At 36.1% G+C, this 15,714-nt stretch carries 18 protein-coding genes, 1 pseudogene and 1 other annotated feature; of the genes and pseudogenes, 17 read left to right on the top strand and 2 right to left on the bottom strand.

Annotation, left to right across the window (positions count from 1 at the left end; all coding sequences use genetic code 11):
- The first annotated feature begins 114 nt into the window (after nucleotides 1-114).
- The 14 genes from ACMHKH_RS12800 (at nucleotide 115) to ACMHKH_RS12735 (ending at nucleotide 11,534) form a co-directional block, all read left to right on the top strand.
- Complete coding sequence (locus ACMHKH_RS12800; protein ID WP_413521026.1) at nucleotides 115-1,914, top strand: ABC transporter ATP-binding protein; 1,800 nt, start codon at nucleotides 115-117, stop codon at nucleotides 1,912-1,914.
- A 338-nt stretch (nucleotides 1,915-2,252) separates the two neighbouring features.
- Nucleotides 2,253-3,389: a glycosyltransferase gene (locus ACMHKH_RS12795; RefSeq protein WP_413521025.1), complete on the top strand. Its 1,137-nt coding sequence runs from the start codon at nucleotides 2,253-2,255 to the stop codon at nucleotides 3,387-3,389.
- 99 nt (nucleotides 3,390-3,488) lie between these two features.
- Nucleotides 3,489-3,806, top strand: coding sequence for an IS630 transposase-related protein (locus tag ACMHKH_RS12790; protein ID WP_413521024.1), 318 nt, complete (start codon nucleotides 3,489-3,491; stop codon nucleotides 3,804-3,806).
- A gap of 175 nt (nucleotides 3,807-3,981) precedes the next feature.
- Nucleotides 3,982-4,704: a capsular polysaccharide synthesis protein gene (locus ACMHKH_RS12785; protein ID WP_413521023.1), complete on the top strand. Its 723-nt coding sequence runs from the start codon at nucleotides 3,982-3,984 to the stop codon at nucleotides 4,702-4,704.
- Nucleotides 4,705-4,891: 187 nt separating this feature from the next.
- Nucleotides 4,892-5,230: an IS630 transposase-related protein gene (locus ACMHKH_RS12780; RefSeq protein ID WP_413521022.1), complete on the top strand. Its 339-nt coding sequence runs from the start codon at nucleotides 4,892-4,894 to the stop codon at nucleotides 5,228-5,230.
- A gap of 25 nt (nucleotides 5,231-5,255) precedes the next feature.
- A complete protein-coding gene (locus ACMHKH_RS12775; RefSeq protein ID WP_413521021.1) occupies nucleotides 5,256-5,489 on the top strand; it encodes a hypothetical protein in 234 nt (77 codons plus the stop codon).
- Nucleotides 5,393-5,728, top strand: coding sequence for a transposase (locus ACMHKH_RS12770; RefSeq protein ID WP_413521028.1), 336 nt, complete (start codon nucleotides 5,393-5,395; stop codon nucleotides 5,726-5,728). Before ACMHKH_RS12775 ends, ACMHKH_RS12770 begins: the two co-directional genes overlap by 97 nt.
- Before the next feature lie 119 nt (nucleotides 5,729-5,847).
- Entirely contained in the window at nucleotides 5,848-6,201 is a 354-nt protein-coding gene (locus ACMHKH_RS12765; protein ID WP_413521020.1) for an IS630 transposase-related protein, read from the top strand.
- Nucleotides 6,185-6,475 (top strand): transposase, encoded by a 291-nt coding sequence (locus tag ACMHKH_RS12760; protein ID WP_413521019.1) that lies wholly within the window; start codon nucleotides 6,185-6,187, stop codon nucleotides 6,473-6,475. The genes ACMHKH_RS12765 and ACMHKH_RS12760 overlap by 17 nt, the downstream gene beginning before the upstream one ends.
- Nucleotides 6,476-6,480: 5 nt before the next feature.
- Entirely contained in the window at nucleotides 6,481-6,693 is a 213-nt protein-coding gene (locus ACMHKH_RS12755; RefSeq protein ID WP_413521018.1) for a transposase, read from the top strand.
- Nucleotides 6,694-6,797: 104 nt separating this feature from the next.
- Complete coding sequence (locus tag ACMHKH_RS12750; protein WP_413521017.1) at nucleotides 6,798-7,664, top strand: glycosyltransferase family 2 protein; 867 nt, start codon at nucleotides 6,798-6,800, stop codon at nucleotides 7,662-7,664.
- A gap of 117 nt (nucleotides 7,665-7,781) precedes the next feature.
- Nucleotides 7,782-8,864, top strand: a complete 1,083-nt coding sequence (locus ACMHKH_RS12745) for a glycosyltransferase family 4 protein (protein ID WP_413521016.1) — start codon at nucleotides 7,782-7,784, stop codon at nucleotides 8,862-8,864.
- Nucleotides 8,865-8,969: 105 nt separating this feature from the next.
- Nucleotides 8,970-10,189, top strand: a protein-coding gene (locus ACMHKH_RS12740) for an IS3 family transposase (RefSeq protein ID WP_413521015.1) whose coding sequence is annotated in 2 segments (ribosomal slippage) — nucleotides 8,970-9,246 and nucleotides 9,246-10,189 — 1,221 coding nt in all. Because the reading frame shifts where the segments join, the coding sequence is not laid out codon by codon here.
- Nucleotides 9,245-9,361 (top strand) — a sequence feature (AL1L pseudoknot). Its footprint overlaps the gene before it by 117 nt.
- A gap of 394 nt (nucleotides 10,190-10,583) precedes the next feature.
- The gene (locus ACMHKH_RS12735) at nucleotides 10,584-11,534 is read left to right on the top strand and encodes a glycosyltransferase family 2 protein (RefSeq protein ID WP_413521014.1); all 951 of its coding nucleotides are present in this window, start codon (nucleotides 10,584-10,586) and stop codon (nucleotides 11,532-11,534) included.
- 299 nt (nucleotides 11,535-11,833) lie between these two features.
- On the opposite strand, the gene ACMHKH_RS12730 is transcribed toward ACMHKH_RS12735, so the two are convergent.
- Both ACMHKH_RS12730 and ACMHKH_RS12725 read right to left on the bottom strand, forming a co-directional pair.
- Nucleotides 11,834-12,502 carry an IS3 family transposase gene (locus tag ACMHKH_RS12730; protein ID WP_413521027.1) on the bottom strand — a complete coding sequence of 223 codons (669 nt, stop codon included), beginning with the start codon at nucleotides 12,500-12,502 and terminating at the stop codon, nucleotides 11,834-11,836.
- Nucleotides 12,503-12,597: 95 nt separating this feature from the next.
- Nucleotides 12,598-12,831 (bottom strand): annotated as a pseudogene (locus ACMHKH_RS12725) (transposase); the annotation flags it as partial.
- A 342-nt stretch (nucleotides 12,832-13,173) separates the two neighbouring features.
- Between ACMHKH_RS12725 and ACMHKH_RS12720 the strand changes: the two are divergent.
- The 3 genes from ACMHKH_RS12720 to ACMHKH_RS12710 all read left to right on the top strand — a co-directional run bounded on the left by ACMHKH_RS12720 (nucleotide 13,174) and on the right by ACMHKH_RS12710 (nucleotide 15,383).
- Nucleotides 13,174-14,499: a DUF4910 domain-containing protein gene (locus tag ACMHKH_RS12720; protein ID WP_413521013.1), complete on the top strand. Its 1,326-nt coding sequence runs from the start codon at nucleotides 13,174-13,176 to the stop codon at nucleotides 14,497-14,499.
- Nucleotides 14,500-14,599: 100 nt separating this feature from the next.
- Complete coding sequence (locus tag ACMHKH_RS12715) at nucleotides 14,600-14,890, top strand: IS630 transposase-related protein (RefSeq protein ID WP_413521012.1); 291 nt, start codon at nucleotides 14,600-14,602, stop codon at nucleotides 14,888-14,890.
- A 166-nt stretch (nucleotides 14,891-15,056) separates the two neighbouring features.
- Nucleotides 15,057-15,383 carry a transposase gene (locus tag ACMHKH_RS12710; RefSeq protein ID WP_413521011.1) on the top strand — a complete coding sequence of 109 codons (327 nt, stop codon included), beginning with the start codon at nucleotides 15,057-15,059 and terminating at the stop codon, nucleotides 15,381-15,383.
- The last annotated feature ends 331 nt before the right edge of the window (nucleotides 15,384-15,714 follow it).

The following is a 15,714-nucleotide window of genomic DNA, read 5'->3' as shown; positions in this document are numbered from 1 at the left end:
GTAAAATCAAAAACGCATTAGGATATGATCCTCAGTTCGATATCGTTCAAGGTATTGCTAAAACGATGCCTTGGTATGTGCAGTTTTTACAAAACAACTGGTAGTTGAATAACTATGTTGAAAGTAATTATGCAGCTTTTCTCATTGCTCACTGATAAGCAACTAAAGCAATTTTATACACTACAAGTATTAGTCGTTATTATGGCGTTCACTGAGTTATTAGGGATTGCTTCTATAGCGCCTTTTATGGCTTTAGTCGGCGATATGAGCATATTAGAAAAAAATGGTTTTTTTGCTCATATCTATCAGATGTCTGGCTTAAATAATCCTATAGACTTTTTATTCTATACGGGTTTGATAGTCCTAGTCATGTTGACGTTTTCTACTGTAATTTCTATGTTTACTACTTGGAGATTATCAATTTTTGGTGCTCGTATAGGTACCGAGATTGCGGATCGTCTTTATTCTTACTATATGCAGCAAAGCTGGCAATTTCATGCAAGCAGCAGTAGTGCACAGCTTACTAAGCAAGTATCTATAGAGGCTGCAAGAATAAGTTCACAGATTGTACAACCACTTATGGCGATGAACGCAAAAATAGTATTGGCTCTGTTTATATCTATCAGCATTGTGATTTATGATCCAGTAGTCGCCATCTTAGGTATATTAATATTTTCATCAGCTTATTTCGTACTATATAGATTGGTTCGGCAAAAGTTAGTCGATAATGGTCAGCAGTTATCAGAGGTTTCTACTCAACGTTTTAGGCTTATGAATGAAGGGTTTGGTGGTATTAAAGATGTGCTACTACTCAATCGTAGTCATGATTTTATAGAGCGCTTCCAAAATAGTAGTAATACTTTTGCTCGTGCTCAAGGGACCAATACAGCTATTAGCCAAGTACCACGTTATTTTATAGAGCTGATCGCCTTTGGTGCGATGATTTCTTTGGTATTGGTGTTGGTTAAATTGCACTCTGGTAATTTAGGAGAGGTCTTACCTATTCTAGCGATTTATGCCCTAGCGGCATTTAAGTTGCTGCCAGCTCTGCAACAAATATATTCTAGTCTATCTCAGATTAAAGGTAGTATTGCTGCGTTTGAAGCGATTAAAGATGATTTAGAACAATCATTTGGCGGTCGAAAATCTAATAGTAGTACTGTCGTACCCACAGCAGTTGCGCTGAAAAAAAGCATCAGACTTCGCGATATAGAGTTTAGCTATCCTGGTAAAGATAGACCAGCCGTGAATGGCGTTGATATTATTATTCCTGTAAACAGTGTAATAGGTCTAGTTGGTTCATCAGGCTCTGGTAAGTCAACTCTGATAGATCTGCTGCTTGGTTTATTAACGCCGAAACAGGGCACTATATATATAGATGATGTTCCTATCAATGCGGAAAATAAACGGGCTTGGCAAGATCTGTTGGGCTTTGTTCCACAAAGCATCTTTCTGAGTGAAGGAAGCATCGCCGAAAACATCGCTTTTGGTATTCCGGCAAAAGAAATCAATATAAAACAAGTTAATAAAGCATTAAATTTAGCCAATCTGACAGAATTAGTTGAGCAACTACCAGAAGGGATCGATACAAAAGTAGGTGAGCGTGGCGTACAGCTATCAGGTGGCCAACGTCAACGTATCGGTATTGCGCGTGCACTTTATCATGAAGCAGAAGTGTTGGTATTCGATGAAGCGACTAGTGCGTTAGATGGTATCACTGAAAAAATAGTGATGGACGCCATCCATGAATTTAGTGGTAAAAAAACCATCATTATGATTGCGCACCGTCTAAAGACGGTAGAGAAGTGTGATCTTATCTATTTTATGGAGCACGGAAAAATCATAGATTATGGTACTTATCAGGAGCTTGTGGTACGCAATGTCAAGTTTAAAGAAATGGCAAAATATGCTTAGCATTGCTGACATGATATTCAATATATATATATTGAATTATTAATATAATTTTTTAATTAAAGGAATGTAAAAGGTTATTAAGGTGCCTGTCTAGCATAAATCAAATAGACTTAGAGGTTATTTTATGATTGTTCAACTGAAAATATAAATCGTTTGATTAGAAGTTTTAAAAGAGCTTGCTATAATTTTAATAGAAAAATACATGCTAATAGGTAATTAAAAAAACCGTTTTGATGTAGTTGGATAAAATAGTGAAGTTTATAAAAGGGAGGTAATCAGAAATTTCGTGATAGTTATATCTCTTACCATCAAACCTACAGAGAATTAATGAAGGTAATATGAAAAAAATATATATAATAAGTCTTCATTTAAGACACGGTGGTATAGAGAAAGTAATTTGTAATTTATCTAATTTATTTATAGAGATGAAATATGATGTAGAAATTCTATGTATTTATTTTTATCAAGAGCCTGTTTATTACTTAGATAATAGAGTAAAAATTACGTATTTAAAATACGAATTACCAAAAAAAACCGCTTCATTGAAAAAAAGTTTAAAAAATCTTTGTTTTAAAAAGTTTATAAATGATTTATATACCAGATATAATCAATATTATTCGCATAATAAAGTGATTGCAAAATCTATTAAAAATATTAATAATAGTATTATTATTTCAACTAGAAATGAACATACTAAATTAATAAATAAATACTCAAAAAATAGTAATAAGCTAATTGCCCAATTACATTGTGATCATACTCAATTTAAAGGATATTTAAGGGATATAAAATATAAATATAGTAATATAGATTATTTATTATTACTCACAGAAGAGTTGAAAAATGAAGTAGAAAATGAATTGATAGGTCTAAATCGGAAAACAAAATGCTTAACCGTACCTAATTTTATAAAAATAAAGAAAAAAACAAGAATTCTAGAAAGAAAAAAGCAAGTAATATCTGTAGGCAGATTATCAATAGAAAAGGGTTTTGACAGACTATTACTTATATGGTCAAAATTTATCATTAATAATGAAGGTTATAAACTTAAAATAGTCGGAGATGGGGAGGAAAAAGAAAAGCTTATCCAACTAACACAGTCTTTAAATATTAGTGATTCTGTGATTTTTACAGGCTTTCTTTCTAATGATAAAACGCTTAAGGAAATAAGAGAATCTAAAATATATGTTATGACATCTTTACATGAAGCTCTTCCAATGGTTCTTTTAGAATCTATATCAAAAGGTACGCCAATTGTTGCTTACGATATAAGGGTTGGACCAGGATCAATTATTAAAGAAGGATACAACGGTTTTTTAATAAAAGAAAATGATATAGAAGAATTTATTAAAAAGATGGATTTTTTAATAAAAGAGAATAGTATTTATAGAAGTATGAGTAATAATGCTATCAATTCTTCTATTTTATTTTCTGAAGAAAAATTGAAAGATACATGGTTTGATATTTTAAATTAATGAGCATTAATAATTTATTTACAAAAATATTTAAGATTTTTACTTAAATATATAGCTAGTTCTTTATAAATAAAATACAATCATTTTAAAACAAGCGAGATGGCAGAAGAGCACATGACCTATTCAGCAGATTTTCGAGCGCAAGTGATTAAAAGTGTCAAGCAGAGTGACATGAGTATCCGCCAATCATGTACTTTCTATAGCGTTAGCAAAACTGCTTTACAACGCTGGCTCAAAGACTCAAGTATCAAACAAACTCGGGATAAACCACCGACTAAAATACTGAATGAAGCACTCTTAAAAGACGTTGAACAATATCCTGATGATTATCTGTACGAGCGAGCTAGGCGCTTCAACTGTAGTAAGACTGGCATGCACACTGCTTTAAAACGTCTCGATTTTTATAATAATAACTAATTTTGATAGTTAGTTTATAACACTTTTAAATAGGCTTGACTATATTTTTTATGATAGGTAGCTGATTTTTCTACGTAATGTGATATGGGAAATTGGATATTTAATATATAGAAAATTATAAATTTTGATAAAAACAAGGTATTCAGTATCAAGAGTCTTATTATGGGAATTAAAAATGAATAATATATATATATTTTGGACTGGAGATAATACTATTCCAGAGGTTAGACTAAAGTCAATAGAAACTATGAGAGCTAGCAGTCAATCAAATATTATTTTAGTGAATAATGATAACTTACATCAGTACGTTGACCCTGATAATATGCATCCTGCATACAAATACTTGAATCTTGCTCATAAAGCTGATTATTTACGTTGTTATTTTATGCATCATTATGGCGGTGGTTATTGTGATATAAAGCAAATAAATGATTCTTGGACTCCAAGTTTCGAGATGTTAAACAGTAAGCACGACTTACTTTGTATAGGGTATCAGGAGATTAACAGATGGGGGGTAGCAAACATCCATCAATCAGCACTTCTTTTAAATCGATCTATTTTTAATAAATTTAAAACTAAAGTAATTTATAGGTTCTATCAGTTAAATTATAAAAGCTTAATTGGCAATGGTGCTTTTATATTCAAACCTAAATCTAACTTGACTCAAGAATGGTGGAATAGACTAAATACCCGTTTAGATGAAATTTTACCAGCACTAAAGCTAAACCCTGCAAGTCATATTAAAGATCGCAGAGGTCATGAATATGATGGCGTTGTATCAAACTATGCTGTTCCTTGGAGTTATATTTTGGGCGATATAATACAACCTCTATCCTTTAAGTATAGAGCAGTCATCTCAAGAACTTTACCGCCTCCAAAATTTACAGATTATCAGTAAGTATGAGAGATAACATAAAATTCAACAATAGTTTTTTTCTGTTGAGACGACAGTAAAAAATTATTGTATTCTTCAGTTAGGAATATTTTTTTATTAAAAAAATTATATAGCTCGAATAGCTTTCTATAGTAGAGTTCAGATAAAATCGATACAATACATAAAAACTAATCAACTATTTAGATAAACCATGACTTATTCAATCGACTATCGTAAACAAGTTCTGTCTAGTATCGATAATGGTCTGACTGTTAGAGAAGCTGCTGCTTTTTACGAGCTTAGCACCAGTACTATACATAGCTGGAGACAGATTTTAGAGCCTAAGAAAGGGCGATATAAAGCCCCGACCAAAATAGCTGATGACGCTTTGCTTCATGATGTTAAAGCGTATCCTGATGACTATCAGTATGAGCGCGCAAATCGTCTGGGCTGTAGTAAAACCGGTATTCATCATGCCTTAAAACGATTGAACATCAGTCAAAAAAAAGACACTAGAACATCCAAAGGCCTGTCCGATAAAAAGAGCTAAGTATCTCAATCATTTGAATGAATATATGATTCAAGGCTATCCCATTGTTTATATGGATGAAAGTGGCTTTGAGCATGAGACCATCAGGCCTTATGGCTATGCACCGATAGGCAACCTTGTATCGATCGCTACAACTGGCAAGGTAAAAAACGTACCAACGTCATTGGTGCCCTGTACGAAAGAGTACTATTTGCACTTGATTACTTCGAGAAAAACATCAACGGAGATGTATTCTATCACTGGTGCAAGCACACGCTAATACCGAGCCTAAAAACCAAGTGCGTAATCGTAATGGATAACGCAAGCTTTCATAAACGGGTGCAAAAGCTGCTTAATAGACACGGCCATCACCTTTTATTTTTACCACCCTACAGTCCTGATCTGAACCCTATTGAAAAGAAATGGGCACAAGCTAAATTTCTACGCCAAGGACGGATGGAGAATAATCTCCCTAAGCTATTTTATGATATGGGCTGTATCGATTTTATATTAAACTGACTATAACACCTACATTCCTATACTGAATTAAAAATTATATTACTAAACTTAAATATATAGCCAGTTCTTTGTAAATAAGATGCAATTGTTTTAAAACAAGCGAAATAGCAGAAGAACACATGACTTATTCAGCAGACTTGCGAGCTCAAGTGATTAAAATTGTCAAGAACAAAGACATGAGTATCCGTCAAGCTTGTACTTTCTATAACGTTAGCAAAACCGCATTACAGCGCTGGCTGAAAAACCCAAGTATCAAACAAACTCGGGATAAATCACCGACTAAAATACAAGATGATCTATTACTAAAGGACGTTGAACAACATCCAGACGACTATCTTTACGAGCGAGCTAGGCGCTTCAACTGCAGTAAGACTGGCATGTATACTGCTTTAAAACGCCTAGGTATCAGTCAAAAAAAAGACCTTGGAGCATCAAAAATCGTGTCTGATAAAAAGAGTGGCGTATCAGAGTAAGCTTGATAACTTTACGCGGCAAGGCTATCCCATTGTGTATATGGACGAGAGTGGCTTTGAGGCTGAAACTATTCGTCTTTATGGTTATGCACCAGTAGGCAAACCTTGTATTGATAGCTACAACTGGCAAGCAAAAAAGCGTAATAATGTCATTGGTGCTCTGTATGAAAAGATGCTGTTTGCGCTTGAGTACGTTGAGCAGAACATTAATAGCACCATATTCTATCACTGGTGTAAGTACACGCTGATACCGAGTCTTAAAAAAAATGCGTGATTGTCATGGATAATGCCCGCTTTCATAAGAGCAAGCGTATTCAAAAATTATTAAATAGACATGGCCATCGTATTCTTTGGCTAATACCCTACAGTCCTGATTTAAACCCCATTGAAAAGAAGTGGGCACAAGCTAAGTTTCTACGCCAAGTTTGGATGGAGAATAATCTACCTAAACTCTTTCATGATATGGGCTGTGTTTCTTTTATTGTGAACTGACTATAATAGGTTTACTATCAAGAATCTGATAACCAACATTGAGCTTCGATTGAGATGTCAAATAGTTATCAATTTAAACCTCATATTTGAGATATTGGAATAATATGTTTTCTGTAGTGATCCCCTTATATAATAAAGAACTTAGTATTGAAAATACAATACTCTCAGTTCTGAATCAATCTTTTCAGGAATTTGAAATTTTGGTGGTCAATGATGGTTCGACGGACAATAGTGTCAATGAAGTTGAAAAAATCAATGATCACAGAATTCGTCTAATCAATCAAACCAATCTAGGAGTTTCTGCTGCTCGTAATCGTGGCATCATAGAAGCTCAGTTTGAATGGATTGCTTTTTTGGATGGTGATGATTTATGGTTAGAAAATCATTTGGAAGAAGTGGCAAATATGATTATAGTTTTTCCAAATGAAAAGTTTTTCAGCACGTCTTTTAGGTACTCAGATAATAGACGGTTGTTTAAACACAAACGTAACAGTACGATATTCAAGATTGATCGTTACTTTAAAGAAGCGGCTAGAGAGCTTTTAGTTTGGACAGGTACGGCAGTGATAAATAAACAATGCTTCATTTCTATGGGCTTCTATAACACCAATTTAAAAATTGGTGAAGATACAGATTTATGGGATAGGATGATTCGAGAGTATGGATTGGTCAAGAGTGAAATTTTCACTGCAATATATCGAATAGAAGCGGAGAACAGAACCACGCTAAGCAAAGATTTAGAGTCTACGTATGTATATAATGTTGACTTCAGTGAAGTCGCGAGTACTGACGAACAAATATATTATAAGGAAATGATTGCAAACAGGTTATACCAGTATCTTCGCGCAAAGGACTTTTATAGTTTTTATAAACTAAAAAAGAAGCACTTAACAGTAACTTATATAACAGTTGTAAAATATTCAGCGAAGCATGTAGTTAAGAGAGTATTTGGAAGAATACCAATAAAGTAACGTTGGAAGTACAGTTATTTTTTAGCGCCATATGCTCTGCTTACTTAATATTAATGCCAGTTATGTCATCGTTTTTATATTCATGAAGAATCTTCTGCAGTATTCGAGCTTTTACTTATGACAAAGAATTTAGATGTATGTATATACTCGCCTAGTGAAAAGATCTGGGGTGGTGGGCAGATTTATATAGAGAATCTATGTCGCTATATGAATGATAGCGGTCTCACTAGTGTAATCGCAACTTCAGAACCTGACAGTTTTTCTTGCCCTACTATAAGGATGGATTCAGTTGCTTCAAAAACTAAGCGACTGTCTAGTTCATTACATCTTGCCAAAACTCTTAAAAGTTCTGGTATTAAAGTTATCGTACTTAATGATCTGTCTTCACTATGGTTAGCAGCAGTCTTTAGATTACAAGGATTTAAGGTGGTTTCCCTTCTACACTTGTATTTACAGAAAAAGAATACTGCTGGTTTGGGGCATAGTGATGCTGAGTACCATTTCTTAAGATTGTCGAGCCGTTTTTGCGACAAAATATTTAGTGTGAATAAAGAGAATGTACAAGCTTTTCCAGTCGAAGTAGAGTTTGTTGGAAATTTCATATCACCTTGGTTCTTCGGTGTGTCTAAAGCTGCCAAAAAATATGATTTAGGGATTATCTCTAGATTGTCCAGTGAAAAAAATATTCTACTTTTTATTGATTTGATTAGTAGACTTAACGCTCAAAATACTGAAACAATTAAGGCTCTGATATTAGGGCGTGGTGAAGAAAAAAACAATATTATTAAAGCTATTGAGCAAGCAGGATTACAAGACATCATAGAGCTACAAGGTTGGTCTGATAGAAAAGAACTACCATCAATATATGACAGCATAAAATGTTTTGCTATTACCAGTTATCATGAAGGATTTGCGACTACCTTACTCGAAGCGCATGCTCGCGGTGTGCCAGCTATTACAACCAAGAGTGCTGGGTTTTGTGCTGAGTTTATAGAGAGTTTTGGTGGTGCAACAGGTATATCTTTTGTTCCAGAAGATGTTAAGTCGGTAAATTTTCAACAACGTGTCTTATCTTTAATTAAGCGTTCGGACGACTATTATGAGAGCTGCATTGATAAAGCTCATTTTTTTAATGAAGAAAAGGTATTAGGCAAAATAACTCAACAAATTGAGCAACTATTAGATAAGGAAACAAAGTAAGTTAAATTAAGGTGTTTTAAATTATCTCTACTTTGGTAGCCGAAGAAGCAAGGAGTGAACCGCCCCGGTATTGTCGGAGGCTCAACATTCTGAAAGAATACGACAATGAAAAGACAAACTCACAATCCTGAGATTCGAGAACGTGCTGTTCGCATGCTCATTGAAGCATCAAACGACTACCCATCCACTTGGTCAGCGATTCAAGCTATAGCCCCTAAGATTGGCTGTACGCCTGAAACCCTGAGGTCTTGGCATAAAAAGCACATCGATCAAACCATCCCTGCTTCAGTACAAGCGCAAAGCCAAGAGCAACGCATTAAGGAGCTCGAGCGTGAGAACAAAGAACTCAAGCAAGCCAACGAGATTATCAGGAAGGCTGCTGCTTTTTTCGCCCAGGCGGAGCTCGACCGCTGACTAAAACCATGATTCAATTCATCGAAGATAACAAGCATCTTTATGGGGTCGAGCTGATCTGTAGAGTCTTACCGATTGCCCCATCAACCTATCACCGTGCTAAATACTTGGAGGATTGCCCTGAGAAGCGTTCCCTTCGCAGTCAGCATGACGACTTTTACATCGGTGAGATTAAACGTATTTGGCAGGACAGCAAATGCCGTTATGGTGTACGCAAAGTCTGGCAGCAGATGAAAGCTGACGGGTTAAAAGTTGCTCGTTGTACCATAGAGCGTTTAATGAGACAGCATGGCCTACAAGGAGTCTGGCGTGGTAAGGGTAAGATTACCACCAACAGCCGTGACGACCAAAAGCGTGCTGAGGACTTGGTCAATCGTAACTTTAATGCCCATCGTCCTAATCAGCTCTGGGTGGCGGACTTCACTTATATTAAGACAACGAGTGGCTGGGTCTATACCGCTTTTATTATTGATGTGTTTGCTCGTGCCATTGTGGGCTGGAAAGTATCGAATCGCATGAATACCAATATGGTGATGGCGACGTTAAATCAAGCAATAGCAGATAGAAACCATCCCAAAGATGTGACTCATCACAGCGATCGAGGGGTTCAGTATTTATCCATCCGCTACACCGATAAAATGATGGACTCTGGTATCATTGCCTCTGTTGGCACAACTGGCGATTCATATGACAATGCACTGGCTGAAACGGTCAATGGACTCTATAAGTCTGAGGTAATTGACTATTTGAAGGAAAACTGGACTGGCGTTAATGATGTTGAACTGGCAACCCTTGAATGGGTGGATTGGTTTAACAAAATACGACTGCATAGCACTATCGGATATATATCACCTTTTGAATTTGAAAAGCGGTATTATGATAATCTTAATCTGTTAGGTGAAGCTGCCTGACTCAAATAAAACACCCTCCGATATACTCGGGGCGGTTCAGTTTTAGAATATGGGCTGTATCGATTTTATAAAGACTTGACTATATCAACAGAGAGCTCCCATAAAAACTTAAATTTATAGTGGTGTTTCAAAAAGTATGCTGATCAAAATTTAAGCTTTTTTTAAAAGCTTAAAAACATTATAAAATATGGCAAATCAAAGCAATGTTTTATTGATTTCTATCGCCAGCATACTTTTTAGCACACCCCAACCGTACGAAAAGATGTAGTGCTAAAAAGCAAAAACTAAATCAATATCACGAAGTAAGGGACAAAGTGCTGTTACTAGTGCGGATATTATTTTACCGTTAGCATTGGCAGATGCAAATTCAACGATTGAACGTAAGGCTATCTAAATGTTTAGTGTCGTTATACCACTATATAATAAAGAGAAATACATCCTAAGAGCAGTAGAAAGTGTTCTTTCTCAAAGCTTTACAGACTTCGAACTCATTATTGTAGATGACGGGTCCGTTGATGACAGTTTAACGGCTATTAAAAATATTTCAGACGTTAGAATTAAAATAATAAAACAGGCTAATCAGGGCGTAGGCTCCGCAAGAAATAAGGGGATGACTAAAGCGAAATATGATTGGATAGCTCTGCTTGACGCGGATGATGCTTGGTCTATAAATCACTTAAAAGAATTAGACAAGATCATTAGTATTTGCCCATCTGTAGGAATGGTAGCAAGTAAATTTTTAGTGATAAATACAAACCTAAAGCCATCTACAATGAATGAAGAAGAACCTAATAATATTCGTTTCATAGACTATTTTTTAGAAGCTTCAAAAGACATCGGGATAATATGTAGCTCGTCTGTTGCAATAAGTAAGGAAGCATTCAATAACGCTGGCGGTTTTAGTAATGAAAAGATGGGTGAGGACTTAAAGTATTGGGCAAAGATTGCGCTAGCTTACCAAGTAGCAACATCAGATAGGGTAACAGCTTACTACTTCAGAGGGACAGGCGGCATAATGGAGAGTGAGAGCTTAGCAGGCCAGAAACACCCAAATATCACATCTTTAAGAGATATATCACCATCTGTAAAGATGCTAATAGAAGAAGCTATAGAAAACCCTACGATCCTTAAAAAGGATAGTATCAGGACATATATTAATAGCAGAGTATACAGTGGAGTAGTGGGAGCAACATTCGGGGAAAACTTTGCTCTAGGAAAAAGCTACGCGAAGCTAGCGTTGCCGCAAAAAAGAACTAGATACATGTTCTTAAAACTATACCAAATAACACCAACACTAATTTTAAGAGCAACTAAAGCTAAATACGACGAATACAAAAAGAGATAGCCTAAGCAAAGAAAACTGTAGTGGTCAACTAATTTAGGACCCCTGATAAGAGGTTTTTGTTAAAGTAACGTTTCTCTTTCTCTGCTGGTGGCAAATAATCATTGAACGCATGCAGTCTCACGGTTTAATAGTAGCCCCAGATATAATCAATCATGGCAATTTTAGCCTCAAAGATATTCTCATAGCCGCCCTTTGGTATCCATTCCATTTTAAAGCTCCTAAAGAATCTTTCAGTTGGCGCGTTGTCCCATGAGCGAGGATTAGCAAAGCACTGCTTTGCCCTAGTGCAAGACGAAAGGCTATGCCCGTAGTGGATTTCCACGACGGCTCATGCTTTGCGTCATACCATCACAACTGGCCACGGATTCAGCAAACTTCTTACTGGTGTAATGGGTGCCTTGATCAGAGTGAAACAACACCCCACTTGGCTTTAAGCGCGTCTGATACGCCATCTGCAACGCTTTAGCAGTCAGCACGCTATCAGGGGAATCTGATACAGCAAAGCCAACAATACGCCGAGCATATAAATCTAACACCACCGCTATATAATACCAGCCACCCTTGATACGAACATAGGTTACATCATCCGTCCAGACTTGATTGGGCGCCGTTGGACTGAAATCTCTATTTAAAATGTTGTCATGAGCTTTATGCTGCTTATCAGCATGCTTATATTTATGTGTTTTTAACTGACAGCTTTTAAGCTCCATGCTGTTCATAAGTTTACCTGCCATATAACGAGTCAGCTTGATATTATGCTTATTCATTAGTATGGCGGCAATGCTACGAGCGCCTGCTGAGTGCTTTGAGTCGTTGAATATTTGACGGATTAATGCCTTGTGTTTGACGGTTTCAAGGCTGATTGATTTTGGCTGAATTCCATAGTAATAACTGCTTTTTATCACGCCAAACAGCTTGCACAGAAGGCTTTTACTGACCCGTTTATCTTGCTCTGCAAGCTGACTGATTAGCGATAGTCTTTCAGGCTGTCCAATGCCAGCAGAGCGGAAGCCTCACTTGAGCATGGCTCTTGTCTTGCGTCGGGGCGAAGCAGTGCTTAGTTTTATCCCTCCTCATTTAGAATGTCGCGCGCCATGGTAAGCCGCTTAACCTGCTTACGCAGATCTTGAAGCTCACGCTGTTCATCCGTTAAGGCATTGCCGACTTTAGGTGCTTGGCCAGTCATTTCTTGACGGTATTGACTCAGCCATTTCTGTAAGGTCGATTTGCCTATCCCTAAAGAATCGGCCACATCAGGTATGATGCGGTTGTGATCAGTGACTAAACTAATAGCTTCTAATTTGAATTCTCAGGTGTATTGGTTGCGTTTGTTGGTCATACTAGTTTCCTCTTTGGGTTAGTATAATCCTCTTAAATACTTTCCAATTCTATTATGCCACTACAGTTTTCTATCTTCAGTACTGTACATACAACAAATAGAGCTATTTTTATTACCTTTTGGTTACTACAACAGTATATATAATTAATAATAAATATAATGCATTTACAAAAAGAATACTTTATAGCATAATTTTAGTGATTAATTTTAATCTATTAAAGTTGAAGTGCTTTATTTCAATGGCATGAAAATTAGATAGAAAAAAGAATATTCTCGACTAGTTCAAAGGAGAACCAAGTAATGAGAGATATTGGTATAGAAATGCATAAACTGTGTGAAAAGCTTTTCCCTATATGTCGTAGCATAACTGGCACAGGCTTTCGAGAGTCTTTAAATATTCTAAAAAATGATATGCAATTGAATGGTTTGAATGTTTTTGAAGTGGCAACTGGCACCAAATGTTTTGATTGGGAAATTCCAAAAGAGTGGAATATTAGAGATGCCTTTATCATTACTCCTGACGGCAAAAAGATATGTGATTTTCAAGTTTCTAACCTTCATGCGGTTGGCTACTCTATATCCATTAATCAAGAGATATCGCTCGAGGAATTACAGAACCATCTTTATTCATTGCCAGAGCAGCCGAATGCGATACCGTATATAACCTCATACTATGAAGAAAGATGGGGTTTTTGCATCACTCAACAAGAGAGGGATGCACTTAAACCTGGCACTTATAGCGTATATATAGACAGTGATTTACGAGAAGGAAGCTTAACTTACGGGGAGTTGATCATTCCAGGTGCAACGAAAGAGGAGGTTTTTTTATCCAGTTATCTGTGTCATCCCTCAATGGCAAACAATGAGCTATCAGGTCCAGTGGTAACGATCTTTTTGGCAAAGTGGCTTTTAAGCTTGCCATTCAGAAAATATACTTACCGCATTATCATTATCCCTGAAACTATTGGCTCAATCACATATCTCAGTCGTCATTATAAGGCAATGAAAGAAAATATTATTGCTGGGTTTAATATTACCTGTGTAGGTGATGATAGGGCTTATTCATACTTGCCTTCTAGAACTGGCAATACTCTAGCAGATCAAGTGGCAAAACATGTCTTAACTCACACTCATCCAGAGTTTATCAGTTATTCTTTTTTGGACAGAGGAAGTGATGAGAGACAGTATTGTAGTAAGGGAATAGATCTGCCTGTATGTTCAATTATGAGAACAAAGTATGGGTGCTATCCAGAGTACCACACTTCTTTAGATGACTTGGAGCTAGTGACTACTAATGGGCTGCTTGGTAGTTATGAGGTGTTAAAAAAGTCGATTGAATGTCTTGAAGCAAACGAAACACTTGCAACGAACTGTTTATGTGAACCACAGCTTGGCAAGAGAGGCTTGCATCCTACTATTGGCACCAAAGATAGTAGCTCAGTTATCAAAAATATGATGAATTTTCTGGCTTACTGTGATGGTGTTAGTACGAATCTAGAAATAGCAGAGAAAATAAATGCACCATTATGGGCGTTGCAAGATACAATAAACAAGTTGAAATCTGAAAATTTACTTATAAATGTTGAATCGGTTTTAGGTGCTGATAATATAGTAAATCCCACTTAAAAGTGTTATAAACTAATTATCAAACCCAATTGTTATCATAAATACTATGACTTACTCACTAGATTTTCGCAAATAAGTTCTTAAAAGCTTAGACGAGGGTATGACCTTTGCCGGGGCGGCTGAGTTCTATAATCTCAGCCCAACCACCATACAAAACTGGAAGAGACGTGTTCATAGCAAAACAATCAGGCAAACCAAACCCTATAAAATACCAGATGAAGTACTACTTAATGATGTCAAAGAACATCCTAATGATTACCAGTATGAGCGAGCACGTCGTTTAAATTGTAGTAAAACAGGCATTTATCATGCCCTAAAGCGCCTAGGCATCAGTCAAAAAAAAGACCTTAAAGCATCCAATAAAAAGAGCGGCGTATCAGAGAAAGCTTGATAGCTTTACGCAGCAATGCTATCCCATTGTTTATATGGACGAAAGCGGCTTTGGGCACGAGGCCATTCGCTCTCATGGTTATGCACCGATTGGTAAGCCTTGTATCGATAGCTACAACTGGCAAGGTAAAAAGTGAACCAACGTTATTGGTGCTCTGTATGAAAAGATGCTGTTTGCGCTTGATTACTTTGAGACAAACATCAACAGCATCGTCTTCTATCACTGGTGCAAACACAAGTCAATCCCAAGTCTTAAAACCAAATGCGTGATTGTGATGGATAACGCCAGATTTCATAAGAGCAAACGCATTCAAAAGCTACTAAACAGGCACGGGCATCGTATTCTTTGGTTGCCACCGTACAGCCCTGACCTAAACCCTATCGAAAAGAAATGGGCTCAGGTGAAGTTTCTACGCCAAGGCTGGATGGAGAATGATTTATCCAAATTGTTTTATGATCTTTGTCCAAGGCATAACAATTTTATTTTGAACTGACTATACTAATGATTAGTCAGAGCTAGTGTTATGATCTCTATAATAGTTGTTACCGTCCTTGGTTTATCTATATTTAGTAATATGTCTTGTACTATTTTTTTAGAAGATCTTAATTAAGGACAGACGTAAATTTTGCTGAATAAAAAAGTGTTGGTCTAAATATTTGTATTTTCATATATTTAGACCAACACTTTTTTTTGGTGATTAATTTCCATTATTTAATCTATTTAGAAACCAGCGTTTTTATCTGAATATTTTAATTAATAGACATATATATGCTGTTATATGTATATATATGTGTGTTATAGTTTTGTTAAGTTTATTACAGAAT

This window comes from Psychrobacter glacincola (assembly GCF_965118485.1).
GTDB classification, from domain to species: Bacteria; Pseudomonadota; Gammaproteobacteria; order Pseudomonadales; family Moraxellaceae; genus Psychrobacter; species Psychrobacter glacincola_D.
The sequence above is the reverse complement of the archived record's forward strand: the minus strand, read 5'-3'. Positions and strand labels throughout refer to the sequence as shown.

What these genes read in the sequence shown, in the direction of transcription:
- ACMHKH_RS12745 (WP_413521016.1), top strand. Translation starts at nt 7,782, where the DNA reads ATGACAAAGAATTTAGATGTATGTATATACTCGCCTAGTGAAAAGATC.
- ACMHKH_RS12735 (WP_413521014.1), top strand. Translation starts at nt 10,584, where the DNA reads ATGTTTAGTGTCGTTATACCACTATATAATAAAGAGAAATACATCCTA.
- ACMHKH_RS12790 (WP_413521024.1), top strand. Translation starts at nt 3,489, where the DNA reads ATGGCAGAAGAGCACATGACCTATTCAGCAGATTTTCGAGCGCAAGTG.
- ACMHKH_RS12710 (WP_413521011.1), top strand. Translation starts at nt 15,057, where the DNA reads ATGCTGTTTGCGCTTGATTACTTTGAGACAAACATCAACAGCATCGTC.
- ACMHKH_RS12750 (WP_413521017.1), top strand. Translation starts at nt 6,798, where the DNA reads ATGTTTTCTGTAGTGATCCCCTTATATAATAAAGAACTTAGTATTGAA.
- ACMHKH_RS12715 (WP_413521012.1), top strand. Translation starts at nt 14,600, where the DNA reads ATGACCTTTGCCGGGGCGGCTGAGTTCTATAATCTCAGCCCAACCACC.
- ACMHKH_RS12780 (WP_413521022.1), top strand. Translation starts at nt 4,892, where the DNA reads ATGACTTATTCAATCGACTATCGTAAACAAGTTCTGTCTAGTATCGAT.
- ACMHKH_RS12720 (WP_413521013.1), top strand. Translation starts at nt 13,174, where the DNA reads ATGAGAGATATTGGTATAGAAATGCATAAACTGTGTGAAAAGCTTTTC.
- ACMHKH_RS12800 (WP_413521026.1), top strand. Translation starts at nt 115, where the DNA reads ATGTTGAAAGTAATTATGCAGCTTTTCTCATTGCTCACTGATAAGCAA.
- ACMHKH_RS12775 (WP_413521021.1), top strand. Translation starts at nt 5,256, where the DNA reads ATGATTCAAGGCTATCCCATTGTTTATATGGATGAAAGTGGCTTTGAG.
- ACMHKH_RS12795 (WP_413521025.1), top strand. Translation starts at nt 2,253, where the DNA reads ATGAAAAAAATATATATAATAAGTCTTCATTTAAGACACGGTGGTATA.
- ACMHKH_RS12785 (WP_413521023.1), top strand. Translation starts at nt 3,982, where the DNA reads ATGAATAATATATATATATTTTGGACTGGAGATAATACTATTCCAGAG.
- ACMHKH_RS12755 (WP_413521018.1), top strand. Translation starts at nt 6,481, where the DNA reads ATGGATAATGCCCGCTTTCATAAGAGCAAGCGTATTCAAAAATTATTA.
- ACMHKH_RS12765 (WP_413521020.1), top strand. Translation starts at nt 5,848, where the DNA reads ATGACTTATTCAGCAGACTTGCGAGCTCAAGTGATTAAAATTGTCAAG.